Raw genomic sequence first — 14,742 nt, 5'->3', positions numbered from 1 at the left:
GAATCGATTTACACAAACTTCCTAGTAAGAAGTCGTGTCTCTTTGTGCTTTTCTTTACCTGTATGCTTGTATTCGCAAGTTTTGATAAAGATGATAGGCAAAAGGTACGCATGCTTAAACAGGATTTAATGACTAAATTAAATCTTGGTAACAAACCATCTTCTACGGATGCAAAAGATCCGCCAGAGGAAAAAGCAGAACATTCGCTTTCCCAACCACTAAATCAAAATTGGGAAAAGCCATCAACAGAAATTTTTGAAAGCAATAAAGTAACTGATGAAAACATCGACCGAAATTCAGTTATTGATGCTTTTGATGCTGACGAAAATCAGGGAACTATCGGAACTTTCTCTGAAAAAGAGACAGATAATATTTCTGATAATTTCTTTAACATTCAGATAGAAGGGAAAATTGACAGATCAAAAACTGCATTTTTGGAGTATGATCTTTTTGGCCTTGATGATTATAAATCTGTATCAAGATCTATCAATCATGATATTGCTATAGGCGGAGAAGTTATTCGACCTAATGCGGATTGGAGCCACCAGAAAGAGGAATTCAATATTGATCTTTTAAAAAGTGGCAATAATACTATATTATTTACCCCACCATCCGCTGGCATTAAATATAAGATCAAGAATTTAAGGATAGTGTTTTCTTCTGATCCTGATTTATCTGATGATCTAAAAATCAGCAGCATACTTTCTTCAAATAAACTTTATGTCCGAGGATATTCCAAGAAATCACAAAGTTTAAAAATCAATAATGAGACTGTTGAGAATAACGGAAAGGAATTTGAGAAACTAATTGATCTCTCAGAACAGGACAATCGAAATGGAACATATACCGTTCATCATGGAAATCAAATCAGGACACTTAAAATTCCGGAAGCTGTAAAATCTTTCAAGATAGTCGGCAGGGATAATTACACTCCTAAAACACTGGAAATTTTAAATGGGCAAACTTATGATTTAAGTTATGAGCACTTAAATGTCAATGTTGAGAAAGGAACCTCGGAATCTGCACTGATAAAACTGCAGAAACTACGTGATAAGGATTTTCCTTCAACAACTCAGGGAATTAAAAATGTTACGCCCAATAATTCGGCATATAGAATATCCCTTGAATCTGGAAGCTTAAGTAAAAAGCTTAAAGTTTCAATGCCTTATGATGAAAGGAAATTAGGGCAAACTTCTCCTAAAGATATTCGAATTTTTTACTTTGATTATAGTAATAAACAATGGAAAATTGAACCATCAGCCGTTGTTGACGAAAAGTTAAAACTTGTCGTTTTCAATGCGGGACAGGATAATGATTATATAAATGGTATAATCTCCGTACCCGAATCACCAACAATCAATTCTTTTGCGCCAACTTCTATCAGTGGATTGAAATCTGCTGATCCGACTTCAGGCGTACAGCTGATGGCACCGCCAACAGCAAATCAGAAAGGTGATGCTGCCATTTCCTATCCAATTCAAATTCCGGCAGGAACCAATGGAATGCAGCCGCAATTGAACATTACCTATAACAGTAGCAAAGGAAATGGCTGGATGGGTGAAGGTTGGGATATTACTGGAATTTCAGGTATCACATTGGATACACGTTGGGGTACTCCAACATTTGATCCAAGCTATGAATCTGAGATTTACCTCTTGGATGGTGAAATGTTAATCTATGAAGGCGACTACCTTCCTCACAGGCATCTTAATGCTCAGGGAAGTATGGATATAACAAGACAGCCTAGAAGTTCCGGAAAAAAGAACTTCTATCTGAGAAAAAATAACAACTTCACAAAGATTGAAAGATATGGTTCCTCACCGACAAGTTATACATGGGTAGTAACCACCACTGATGGAACTAAAAAGTATTATGGTGGAACCGAATCTACCGTTGACAATAATGCCGTTGTTCAAAAGGACAATGGATCAATAGTCCAATGGGGAATTGTAAAAGAACTTGACGTTCATAACAATAATATAAAATATTATTATCTCAATAAGCTATTTACACAGGGAATGGTACCGATTTCGGGAGATAATATAAATCTTGAAAAAGGAAGACAGTTCCATATTGATAAAATTGTGTATTCAGGGGTAAATGATAATGATGGACCATATCAGATTCATTTTTCCTGTAAAGAACCCACAAGGCCGGATTATTCTATAAACACAAAAGATGGTGTAAAAAGGGTTGAAATTGAAAGACTGGACAATATATCTGTCACGAATACCGCACAGGCTGTCAGAAATTATAGTTTTACCTATACCACAGGAAAATTCTATAAATCACTTTTAAAATCGATTTCTGGCCCTGGTGTCAATTATCAGCTGGATTATCATGATGACACCGGCAATGCCATATTTGGCCCTGATAAATTTGTAAATGCTCCGGCACCGGATGCATTCTCAGGCGCAGTTAATTCTGCACTGACCCCTTCAAGAATCAGTGCGGATAATAATTTTGAATGGGGATGGGCATTAAGGACAGGAGCAGGGCTAGGACTTTTTATTCCACATAGATCAGGCGATAAAAATTTTATGGTTTCCGGATTTGTTGGTGAATCATATCCCGATATTAAAAGAGGACAGGAATTACTTGATTTTAATGGTGACGGGATTGTAGATATCCTTTATAGGAAGAGAAATGGAGATAATGGGATCAAGCTTATCCCCGGATCGTGGGAAAATGGTAATCTGGTTTTCAACAAACCGGAATTAAACGTACTGAATTTAAATAGCAATTTCACGAAAACCACAGGTAGTACATTTAATGCCGGAGCCACCGTTTTGTTCAATTGGTGGAAAATGGGCTTCGATTTCACGAAGAGCTGGTCTGAAAGCGAGTCTAAAACTCCAGTTTATCTTTTAGATGCTAATTCAGACGGTCTGCCCGATGTGGTTAAAGACGATAAAGTATGGTTCAATAAAATAAACGCCAATGGGCAGCCAGAAATGGTAACAACCAGTGACATGACAGAAAACATGGTCATGAAGGGTAATGTCCCCGTCCCGTACACAGAACCCGAAGATCTTGACGACGACGAAGGTGAAGAGCCTGTTAAAGCAAAAAATGATGTCGTAAAAGTCTGGATCGCTCCAAAAGCTGGCTATGTGACTATTTATGATCATATTTCAATTACTGACATCCAGGAAACCAAAGCACGGGCCGTCTACTCGATTGAAGTTAAGAATCCTAACGATACTTCAAAAAATGGTAGGGTTTATTTGACCACTTTAGCAGGAGGAAACCCAAATATAGACCTCAAAATCACAAAATATGATGAATATCCAGGAACTCCTTTAGGAATCAATAATTCTTCGCGAATTCATGTAGAGTCAGGTGACAAAATCTATTTCCGTCTGCATAAGAAGACCGGTATAAACTATGAAGTAAACACCACACCTTCGGTAGAATTTGTAAACGCTAACGGTTCGCCGATAGTTGATTCTCCTGAAGAAGAAATAGATGACTTCATGCCAAATAATCTAAAATATGAGGAAAACTTTGTTCTTAACAACCTGACAAAGACATTGAAGTACGACTATTTTGGAACCAAGCATCTTACCATTCCAGGGTTTTCAGTACCAAAATTAAACGATAATGTTACCTTCAAAATAACCTTATCCAAGGCAGAGGTAGTAAATCCTTGGGACGTTACCGTAATTTATGAAAAAACATATTCACAATCACTCGGAACCGTAAACATTGATCCAGTGGATATGGACTTTTTTGTACCACCACCAATACCAGGTGGATACCATTTAAAATTCTCAGTCATATCAGATTCTTACATGAACAAAGAAATTGAGTGGAAGAATATTTCGGTAACGACAGATGGTTATGTTAATATCCTTGATGTACCCGACTATCCATCTTATTATGTAAGGGATTTTAAAAAGAAATTTCATGTTGCAGATTTGGGAGCCAACCCACCACATGGAACAAACGATTACTTTATTTCTATAAACAAGAATTTTGCTTTTACTCCATCTTTGGAAGGTAACTTCATGTATGTTATAAAAAAAGGCGGACTTGTATTGGAAAAAAGATGGGTTAAATTGACCAATTCAGGTATTACTGAAACCTCTTTGAATGGTTTTCTCAATCCGATTAAGTTTTATACTGGTGATCCTTACCAATCCGTTCAGCTCGATGATAGGATTAATATTGTTGTTTATTGCGCTACCCAAAAAGATCGTGCAGCCTATGAATCTTTAAAATCGCAATTGCAGAATCAGATATTCAATATCTATGCTGGAACGAATACGAATCTTTGGTCTTTTACGGTGGAGACAGCAATATTTACTGCTGAGTTCAATACAATTAGTGCGGTTTATCGCAACTGGGGACAATTTATTTACAATGAGAGTAAAGATGTCAAAAAAACGAATAATTCCCTTACGCCACCTGGAGGTCCGCGTGATATACCTACAGCTCCATCGGGCGTAACAACACCAGACTATACAATCAACACAGATACACCAAAAGATTCTTATGGAGCATTGATCAATAATGAATTCCTTGATTCGCCATTCGGGATGTTCAATTATAACTTTTCTTCTTGCTCTGGAATAACTAATCAGGACCAGTACGGAGAGTGTGTCGGTGATATTATTCAGGCAGATTTCCAGAATATAGCAAACACAAACATTCTTGCAGGCTTTAATCCAATTGTTCCAATGAATACCTATTACACAAAAGGTGATAATGGAATCGTGGAGAAATGGATAAATAATGGTTTTACTGAACAGTTCTCAAAGGCAAGGTCTTTCAGGGATGAAGAATCTATGGCTCCGTTTTTTGTAGACGATGATCCAGATGAGCAGGATATCGAAGTGCAGGGAAATCCCAACACCGCCATGTACGCAATAGAGAAGAAACAAAAAAGCAAGGCCAAAACTACTAATTGGGGGATCGGCATTCCTGTTATTTCACATTCAACTTCTGAGCTAAGAGGATATGGAAACATCAATACGCAGGATTTCTTTGATGTAAACGGTGATGGTTATCCTGATATGTTATATAGAACAGAATCCCAATTAACAAATGCATTGGGAGGTCTTAGAAGTGCACAGGGGAGAAATCTAGAAAATAACCCTGACTCGGTTATTTCAAATAACGATAGTTTTCAGAAAACAAATACAATTGCATTCAATGTTTCTGCGGTGAAAACTGTCGGTAGAAATACCTCAAATTCTAATTCCGATTCTAAACCTGATACCTCAGCAGCATGGTCAGGAGGTGTTGGAGTCTCTGATTATCCTGATTCCTATGACAGAGGTGTAAAATATTGGATCGACATTAATGGGGATGGTTTGGTAGATAGAGTTGAATTAAACGATGGCCAGGTCAGATATAAACTCAACTATGGCAACGGACTTGTTAATAATCCTTTTGAAGACTATCCAAATTTAAAAACCTATGAATCCAAGCCTGTTGGCTCAACTTCTGTTAGCATAGGAGGCGGTCTTTCAGGAATGATTTCTCAAACCGCTACTTTCAGTTCTGGTTGGGGTATCTCAGGTAATTTAACTGGATCTTCATCTACCGGAAGTTCAAAACTTATGTTCCAGGATATTAATGGAGATGGAATGATTGATCTAATTTCAATGGATAATGATGGAAATACTTCTGTATCCTACAACATGGGTAATAAGTTCGCTCCGGCGCAGGGTCTTTCAAAACAAGGGGGTATAGTTAATTTCGGGAAGGACAGTCGAACATATAATGGGGCACTTACCTTAAATGGTGGATTCTATATCAATGTTCCAATTGTTTGGCTATTTGGAATTACCATTCTCTATTTCCGTGCGGGGGCAGATATGAGCGCGAATATTGGCGTTTCAATGTCTGAAATTGAAAAAGGATTAAGAGACGTAAACGGTGATGGATTCCCAGACTTGGTAATCAACAATGGTAGCGGCTTACAGGTAAATTATTCGAGAATTGGAAGAACAAATAAGTTATCCAAAGTTACAGAAAAGTCTACCAATGGTACATTTACCATCGACTATGCTTATACAGATCCATCCTACAATGATCCTCATTCGAAGTTGGTCATGAAGGAAGTAAAGATTCTCAATCCAAATGTTGATTCTGACGGATATACAACATCAACCGATAAAAATATCGTAACAAGATTTGACTATCAGAATCCTAAATACGACAGAAGGGAGCGAACAAGCTACGGATTTGAAAAAGTGATCACTGAGGATATGAACGGTACGAATGTCTACCGTAGAGGTGTGGAGACTTTTTATAATTCCAATTATTACAATAATGGAATCCCTAAAAAAAGTGAGATATACAGCGGAGGAACTACATTAAAAGCAACTTCGGAAAATAATTACAAATTATATAAATACAACAGTAGTTATACTCAACTTGAAGAAATTCCTTCTTCTCAATTTGAAACTTATGATACTGGTGGAACGCAGGGAAATAGAATCGCGATTGTATTACCTTCCGGAACTTCCAACACGACATTTGAAAATGGGGGGTCTATAACCACGAGCTCCACTATGACCTACAATGTCAAAGGTCAGATAATCGGATATCGCTATAACAGCAACGTCGCCGCCGGAAGTTTTTATTCCTCGATTGGATATCATGACATACCATCCTTAACTGCGAAAAATATATTGAATATACCTTCGGAAATTAAGGTCTTTAATAGTTCGAATATTTTAATTCGCCAACGAAGTTCAGAGGTTGATACGAATTATGGCGATCTGACAAAAATTAAGGTGAGTCTTACTTCAAGTCAAACCGCAGATACAGAACTTACATATGATTCCTTTGGAAATGTAAAAACGGTGAAAGACCCCGTTGACTATCTCCTTACTTACGAGTATGATCCAACAGGAAAATATGTGACAAAAGTAACTGATAGTTTTGGCGTATTTTCATCTGCAACTTATGATTCAAGATGGGATACCATATTGGAATCCATAGATGCTACTGGTAATAAAATAACTTATGAATATGATAATTATGGTAGGTTAACTAATATTCTAGCACCAAAGGAAATAGGTGTTTCGCCTTATACGGTAAAATATTCCTATTTTCTGACACCTTATTCAACCACAGGTACGCAGATAAACCTATACGGCGCAACTACGCAGAACTATGATCCTGACAATCCAACAAATCCAATTGAAACTATTTCATTAGCGGATTTTACGGGAAAAACTGTACAGGTGAAGAAGGACATTTTTATTGCAAATGCTGAGAAAATGTCGGTTTCTGGAATGACATCATATGATGTTTTAGGTAGACCAATTAGACAGTATCATCCTACAATGGAGGCAAAAGATGCTGTTCTGAACAAAAAACTCAAATTAACCCTTTCTCCTTATTCCAGTTCTATTCAATATGACAATCTTGATAGGCCAATTATTGAAATTGATGAAGATGGAAATGTGACAGATACCTCATATAGTATTGAAGGTACTTCCATGAAAAAAACTGTAAGTCAATTACAGAATCCGGGCAGTACAATGAAATCTGAAACATTATCAAATGCGGAAGGAAGAACAGTAATTGCTAAAAACTATCTGGGAACTTCAATTTTAGTTTCCCAGTACACGTATGATATTGTTGGACAGCTTCTCTCGTTAAAAGATCCTGAAAATATTGAGTTTAAATACGATTATGATTTAGGTGGAAGAAGAACTTCAGAAAAGCATCCTGATCATGGAACGACAAGGTTCACATATGACAAGGCAGGTAAAATGACGACAAGGTTATCTCCAAATCTTGGCCAATCCAGTGCGATCTCCTATAAATACAATAAAAATAGGTTGATGGAAATAACTTACCCTAATCTTCCTAATGGAGCCACTAATCCTAATAATGTCAGATATACCTATGGTATCGCTGGAACAGCAACTGGAAGGTTAGCTTCAAAAATTGACGGTACGGGGCAGACTAAATATACTTACGGAACATTGGGTGAAATAGTATCTGAAAATAGAAAAATTACTGGATACAACATTCCGACAATGAATTTTATTACTAACTATGAGTATGATAGCTGGAACCGTATTAAAACAATAACCTATCCTGATGGAGAAATCGTAAAGTACAAGTATGATTTAGGCGGAAATTTAAAATCCATAAAAAGCCAGCAGAATGGGGATTACGTAAAAGATATTCAATATGATGAATATGAGCAGCGAACCAAGATCCTAAATGGAAATGATACCTATTCACTGTTTACTTACGAACCAAAAACCAGATATCTTGCTTCTCATACGCTTACTAAGGATAATTACACAACCTATCTTGCTAATAGCTATAAATATGACTTTGCGGGGAATGTAGTTTCTAATATCAATAGCAGTATTTTAACACCTAACCAATTAGGGGGAAGTTACCAGCTTCTATATGGATATGATAGCTTGAACAGGCTTACACATGCGGTAGGGGCAATGCTAAAAGATATAAAAGAAGATCCTAATAACCCTTCTAATGTTGGAGCAAGTTATGAGACAACCCTAACTTACACTACTGGAAATGGCTTTAAAGGAAAAAACCAGACCCATGTGGTAAGCGGTATAACAAATCCTTTAAATACTTACAATAATAGTTACAAGTACGTCAAAGGAACCCATATGGTCACTTCTGTTACCGATTTGAACAATGGGTTTGTAGAAAGTTTCAAATATGACCTGAACGGTAATCCAATAGATCTAAATTCACCAAATGGCACTGTCTCGATGGCGTGGGATGAAGAGGACAATATGAAAGCCTACTTTAAAAAGGCTGATGGTATATTCCAGTATTATTCCTATGACAATAAAGGCGACAGAACTATTAAGTATAATTTACAGGAAGGTCCTAAATTATATCAGAATGGGTCACTCGTTGATGGCACAATGCAGCTGTATGGATACAAAGTCTATCCGAACTCCTATGTTGTGGTAAGCTCAGATAATACTTATACAAAACATTATTATGCCGGAACACAAAGGATCGCAAGCCGATTGGCAGACAATCCAGGTCTTTTTAACAGAGTAGCAGTAAACCAAAATGTCAACGATGATAAGGACAGTGTGCCTGACGTTGAAACTGAATTTAAAGCTTACTCAGAAAAAATGGGTGTAGATATTACAAAACTGGAAACTGAATTTGCTAAAAACAGTTCACAGGCAGGACTATATTATTTACACAGTGATCATTTATCGACAGCAAATTTTGTCACAGATGCAAATGCCGTAGCAACACAATTTTTCCTAAATTTACCTTTTGGTGAAACGTTCATTGAACAGCAGGTTCCTGGAGTCTATGAAAATCCATACAAGTTCAATGCAAAAGAACTGGATAGTGAAAGTGGCCTATATTATTATGGTGCAAGATACTATAATCCAAGACTGAGCATCTGGTATGGCGTAGATCCACTAGCTATCCATAATCCGGTTATGGAGCACCAATTTTATGGGAATGGTCAACATAATTCAGGATTCTATTTCATAGGTAATTTAAACCCATATATTTATACCTATCAAAATCCTGTACGATACACTGATCCAAATGGAAAACAGGTTGATACTGTTATTGATGGTCTCAAAAAGATGTGGAATGGGATCAATCCTTGGAAAGCCGTTGAAGGTAGTAAAGATGGTCCTAGGGTTCGCTCAGGCGAGGAAAGATTTCAGGAGTTTAGAACAGGAACTATACAGGCTGCTAAAGGAGCGGCAACGGCTGAAGTTGGGCATGTTGTCCTCGATGCAGCTGGTGTTGTTGATCCTACTCCTGTTTCAGATACGGCAAATGGTATTTGGTACGTCTTTGAAGGTGACTGGAAAAATGCTGCAATCAGTGGCATATCGGTTGCCCCCTATATAGGTGATGGTGCTAAAGGTGTTAAATATGGTGGAAAAATTATAACGCAGATACAAAAACACCACATTATTCCTCAGCAACTATATAAATTAATGCCAGAAATCGGAGATTTCATATTAAAGAATTCAGGTATAAATTTAAAGAAATTACCAAATAGATTTCATGGAAATCACCCAGCTTATACAAATTGGGTGAAAAATAAGATTGACGATTTATTAGCTGAGGGCGATCTTACGAAAGAAGGACTTGAAGGAGTAATAAAAGAAGCTAATATTGAACTTAATAAAGCCTATAAAGAGTTTAAAGAATCAGGGCAGTCATTGAATGATTATTTTAAAAACAAAAAGAAATAACATGCATAAACAGAAAAATTATTATCAAATTGAACCGACCATAGACAGTAAAATCATTGGCAAAAGTGAATTGGCACTTTCAGTTGAAATTACCAATAAACAATTTTTGGCATTCCGAAAAGATAAATTGGTCTATGTTGACAATTATTTTGAACAGACTGAACCATATAAGGATTTTCCCAAAAATATAACAGGCAAAATGTATCAGAGAAAGAAATCTCCCATTGATATTATGCAAGTCATGCCAATGTGCCTGGGAATTCCATTTATTATTAGTGGAAAAGTAAAGGAAATATTAGAGAACTTAAATATAAAAAAATCCGAATACCATTTGGAAGATTTGAGTATCGATGGATCTTCAGAGCCATTTTATTTTCTCTTTATTCCTATGCTTAAAAATTCTGAGACAATTGATTATTCCAAGAGTGTTTTCTATAGTACATTACAGGATAGATTTGCTGTTTTTGATACTTATGAAAAATATCTCACAGAAAAGAACAATAGATTCAAAGTTAAAAATCTGTTTTTATCTAAAGCACTGGAAAGTCAGGATATTATAAGTGTCCAGGCAGCAGGACCGTTTTTTAGCGAAAGAATAATTGATGCCTTCAAAGAAAATCATGTCATTGGTTACGATATAATAAAGGGCGGAGATTTTAAAGTAGACCTTAAATTCTCCTGATTTTATGTTGATGTGAATGTTTTTGAAACCACCGAAAGGTGGTTTCTTTTTTGCCATTTAAAAATTAAAAATGATTAACTTTAATTGTGGTAAATCATTGACAAATAATTGAATGGGCAATCTTTTTGAGAATAAAATAATTGAAATCATATCAGAAGGTGTAAAAATTGCTGTATCTGAACATACGGTAAATGATCAGCAAATATATCGACTGATCTTTTCCGATGATAGATTACCTCTTGTAATTACACGTATTTCCACTTTTTCTGGTAATAACTGGACAAGTGTTCCGCAGGGAAGACAGAAAGAAGCTGAATTATTTGGTAATGAAATCCTAAAACATTTAAAAAAATAATGATATGTGTTATTATAACGGACAACGTGTTTCAAGAGCTGAGTTCATTCGTTTAATGGACTTGGAAAAAGCGGTTGTGAATTATGATTTTTTAAATCAGGATCTGCACGAGGGTTTTAATTATGGAAAGATAGCGGTTCTGCGTCCTTCCGAAGACAAATGTAATTTTGAAATTGTGCAAATGGAATGGGGTTTCATCCCTTCTTATATTAAAAATCGCGATGCGGTTCAAAAGATGCGTTTTGGATACAAAGACTCCCTGGGTAAGTGGCATCAACCCTATACAACACTTAACGCTAAAGGAGAAGAGCTTCTGCTGATCGATGAAAATTCGGGCAAGGAAAAAATGTTTCGCAAAGCTGCACTTGATCGAAGATGCCTTATCCTGTCTAGTGAATTCTACGAATGGCGACACATTTATCGTCTGAACAAAAAGACAAACCAGCCTTTAAAAACAGCAGATAAATATCCTTACCATATTGGTTTAAAGGACAAAGAGTATTTTTTTATTGCAGCGATATGGCAAAACTGGATTGATAAGGAAACCGGAGAAACAATTGACTGCGTAGCCCTGGTAACAACAGAAGCAAATAGCTTAATGAGACAAATTCATAATTCAAAAAAACGTATGCCAACAATGTTGCCTGATGACCTTGCCTGGGAATGGATGATGGAAGATCTGGATGAAAAAAGAATTACTGAGCTGGCAACCTATCAGATAAATCCTACTGAAATGGTCGCTTATACGGTTGAAAAAGAATTTAAAACAACCGGTACTCCTTCAAAGGCTTTCGTTTACGATGAGATCCCTGATCTTTCTTATGAAGTCTAACAGTTAAAAATGATCGGCTAAAAAAATCCCATTACATAGAAGTTGCCGTTTTAAATATTTAAAGTTGGTCAATAAATTGGTTAGATGATGGGAATTGTCATACTAATGACTTCTTATGCACCATCAAAAACAAATAGATGTATTCCATGTTTTAAACTTTGCATGTATAGGGTTGTTATTGCCTTGTGATAGGATCAACCTAATATGTCATTTCTTTATTAATTTCTGAATTCTATAAAAAATATGAATGGAATAATTTTTCAGCATAACAAGGCCCATATCGGATGTTCTGCTAAATTTATGTTTATTCCTGAGCCTGGGCAAAGGTCAATTCCAGCAATAGCTGAATTTCAAGGTGGTGAAAAAGCATATGCCGTAATAGAAGAGGTAAATGCTCTTGAAGTTGTTTTAAGAATAGGTGAATACTTAGATGCCAAAGGACTCAAAGTTCCTGAGAAAGTATGGCGCATGAGATATGATAAAGACAATGACCAATGGCAAATTGTTGGTAGTTTTTTATCTAATGAAAATCTAAAAAACAACCGAAGAAAGAAATCAAAAATTGGAAAGATTTAATTTTTTTATTCGATTTTTTTAATCTTTGTTTTCCAACACAAACTGAAAGGTAGAACCTTTACCTTCTTCACTTTCCACACTTATAATTGAATTGTGATAATGCAATATCTCTGCGACAATATAAAGGCCGATACCAAAGCCGGAAATATTCGCAAGTTCCTTCCTTTCGACCCTAAAGAATCTTTTAAAAAGTTCTTTCTGATCTGCATTACTTATTCCGACACCTTCATCACTGACAAAAATCCTTAAAGAAGCATTACTGATTTTCTCACAGCCTAACACAATAGTTCCGCCTTCGGGGGAATATTTTATGGCATTGGTCAAAAGATTTGTTAAGACCTGACCGATTTTATCTCGGTCGGCAAGCACTTCATGAGAGGAATTACATTGAATCTTTATTATATGCTTTTCGCTGATATATCTTGCCTCCGATACGATCTCCTGCAACAAACCTAAAATTTGAAAATATTCAAAATGCATCCTGATTTTACCCTCCTCGATCTTTGCGAGGTTCAGAAAATCCTGAATCATCGAAGTCATCCGTTTCGCCTGATTTTCGATCCCGACTGACAAGTTTCTTCCTATTTCCAAATTATTATTCTTAAAACCTCTTTGCATGGCCTGAGAACTTAATAATATGGAAGTAAGCGGTGTTTTAAGCTCATGGCTCACCATTGAAACAAAATCATTTTTCCTTCTTTCTTCCTGTTTTTTTTCCGAAATATCCCTGGCTATTTTGGATATTCCCATGATTTCACCATTGGCGTTCTTAATGGGTGATATTGTCAGGGACACATCTAATAGTTTACCAGATTTTGTCAGCCTCTGCGTTTCAAAATGATTTATGGATTCCCCAGCCCTGAGTTTTTCCAAGATATAATCTTCTTCCCCCAAGCGCTCTTCAGGGATTATCTTTATGATCGGCTGACCGATCATTTCATCGGCACTGTAACCGAATATTGTTTCTGCAGAACTGTTCCAGGTACTGACAACTCCATTCAATGTTTTACTTATGATGGCATCAAAAGAAGAGTTCACTATGGCCACAAGTTTTGAATGGTACTCTTCTGAATTTTTTAGATCCGTAATATCAAGTACGCAGCCGACGACCCTGTGTAAACCTTCGCTTACTTGTTTCTGTATAATTCCCTGCACCCTGATCCAGACAGGAATAGCATTCGATTTTAAAAATCTAAAAATAATATCAAACTCACCGTTATCCCTATATTTCACATCTGAAATATGGGATTCCACCTTTTCTTTATCTTCCGGGTAAATATAATCTTTAAGCAGACCACCTGCATCAACTTCTATCGGGATTTCAAGCATCTGCCGAAGTTCATCTGAAATTTGGATATTTCCGGTAATTAAATCTAATTCCCATATACCCAAGTTAGATGCTGAAATCGCAAGCCGTAAACGTTCCGCACTTTCCGCAAGTAGATGGTGAAGTTCGTTCTTGCGTTTTTCTTCTTTGACCAGCTCGGTTACATCTCTGGTGAAACATCGCGTATGGATAAATTTTCCGTCCTCTATCAGTACATTTGAACTGATTCTGACATATTTGACATCCCCATTTTTGGACAGTAGACTGGCCGGAAAATCCTGTACCGTTTCATTATTGGAAAGTTTAACCAATAGCTCCGAAATTATATCACTATCGGCATGAAAATTCTGGATCGGAAAACCAATATATTCTTCTTTGGTATATCCCAGAAGATCGAGTTCGGCCTGGTTTGCCCAGATAATAATACCGTCCCCATTTACCCAGTGAAGGGGCATACTTCCGTTTTCGATAAAATCCGTCAGCTCTTTCACACGATATTTTAGCGATTCTAATTCGATTCTCAGATCCTCTACATTTTCAGGTTGGGCCATAGTCAATTAACTTTCGATATTTTAACTAAGTAAATTTATTAATTATACAAATATATAGCGCAATAATCATTTATTTATCCTACGTGGTATGGCTTATTTCACAACTGGTTAAATATCAGTGATGTGCGAATAAAATAACTGTGCGATATAGAATTTGTATGTATTAACAGAAGAGATTAAATAGAGGCTGGGCAAAATACCCAGCCAAACGTTACTA

The 14,742-nt window shown here is 36.4% G+C and carries 6 protein-coding genes; 5 read left to right on the top strand and 1 reads right to left on the bottom strand.

Features of this window, described 5'->3' with window-relative positions; all coding sequences use genetic code 11:
- Positions 1-128: 128 nt before the first annotated feature.
- From ACM46_RS09310 to ACM46_RS09290, 5 genes are all read left to right on the top strand, one after another.
- Positions 129-10,202 carry a SpvB/TcaC N-terminal domain-containing protein gene (locus tag ACM46_RS09310; RefSeq protein WP_164466666.1) on the top strand — a complete coding sequence of 3,358 codons (10,074 nt, stop codon included), beginning with the start codon at positions 129-131 and terminating at the stop codon, positions 10,200-10,202.
- A gap of 1 nt (position 10,203) precedes the next feature.
- Entirely contained in the window at positions 10,204-10,884 is a 681-nt protein-coding gene (locus tag ACM46_RS09305) for a hypothetical protein (protein ID WP_131707566.1), read from the top strand.
- A 112-nt stretch (positions 10,885-10,996) separates the two neighbouring features.
- Positions 10,997-11,239 (top strand): hypothetical protein, encoded by a 243-nt coding sequence (locus ACM46_RS09300; RefSeq protein ID WP_048506379.1) that lies wholly within the window; start codon positions 10,997-10,999, stop codon positions 11,237-11,239.
- Positions 11,240-11,243: 4 nt separating this feature from the next.
- Complete coding sequence (locus ACM46_RS09295; protein WP_083429475.1) at positions 11,244-12,071, top strand: SOS response-associated peptidase; 828 nt, start codon at positions 11,244-11,246, stop codon at positions 12,069-12,071.
- 243 nt (positions 12,072-12,314) lie between these two features.
- Positions 12,315-12,647, top strand: coding sequence for a hypothetical protein (locus tag ACM46_RS09290; RefSeq protein ID WP_048506377.1), 333 nt, complete (start codon positions 12,315-12,317; stop codon positions 12,645-12,647).
- A gap of 18 nt (positions 12,648-12,665) precedes the next feature.
- Here the strand turns inward: ACM46_RS09290 and ACM46_RS09285 are convergent, their stop codons facing one another.
- Positions 12,666-14,525 (bottom strand): PAS domain-containing sensor histidine kinase, encoded by a 1,860-nt coding sequence (locus ACM46_RS09285; protein WP_048506376.1) that lies wholly within the window; start codon positions 14,523-14,525, stop codon positions 12,666-12,668.
- Positions 14,526-14,742: the final 217 nt, after the last annotated feature.

The sequence above is a fragment of the Chryseobacterium angstadtii genome (genome assembly GCF_001045465.1).
Taxonomy (GTDB): Bacteria; Bacteroidota; Bacteroidia; order Flavobacteriales; family Weeksellaceae; genus Chryseobacterium; species Chryseobacterium angstadtii.
The sequence above is the reverse complement of the archived record's forward strand: the minus strand, read 5'-3'. Positions and strand labels throughout refer to the sequence as shown.

Bases quoted from the DNA above. Each gene is read 5' to 3' on its own strand.
- ACM46_RS09310 (WP_164466666.1), top strand. From the start codon at position 129: ATGACTAAATTAAATCTTGGTAACAAACCATCTTCTACGGATGCAAAA.
- ACM46_RS09305 (WP_131707566.1), top strand. From the start codon at position 10,204: ATGCATAAACAGAAAAATTATTATCAAATTGAACCGACCATAGACAGT.
- ACM46_RS09300 (WP_048506379.1), top strand. From the start codon at position 10,997: ATGGGCAATCTTTTTGAGAATAAAATAATTGAAATCATATCAGAAGGT.
- ACM46_RS09295 (WP_083429475.1), top strand. From the start codon at position 11,244: ATGTGTTATTATAACGGACAACGTGTTTCAAGAGCTGAGTTCATTCGT.
- ACM46_RS09290 (WP_048506377.1), top strand. From the start codon at position 12,315: ATGAATGGAATAATTTTTCAGCATAACAAGGCCCATATCGGATGTTCT.
- ACM46_RS09285 (WP_048506376.1), bottom strand. From the start codon at position 14,525: ATGGCCCAACCTGAAAATGTAGAGGATCTGAGAATCGAATTAGAATCG.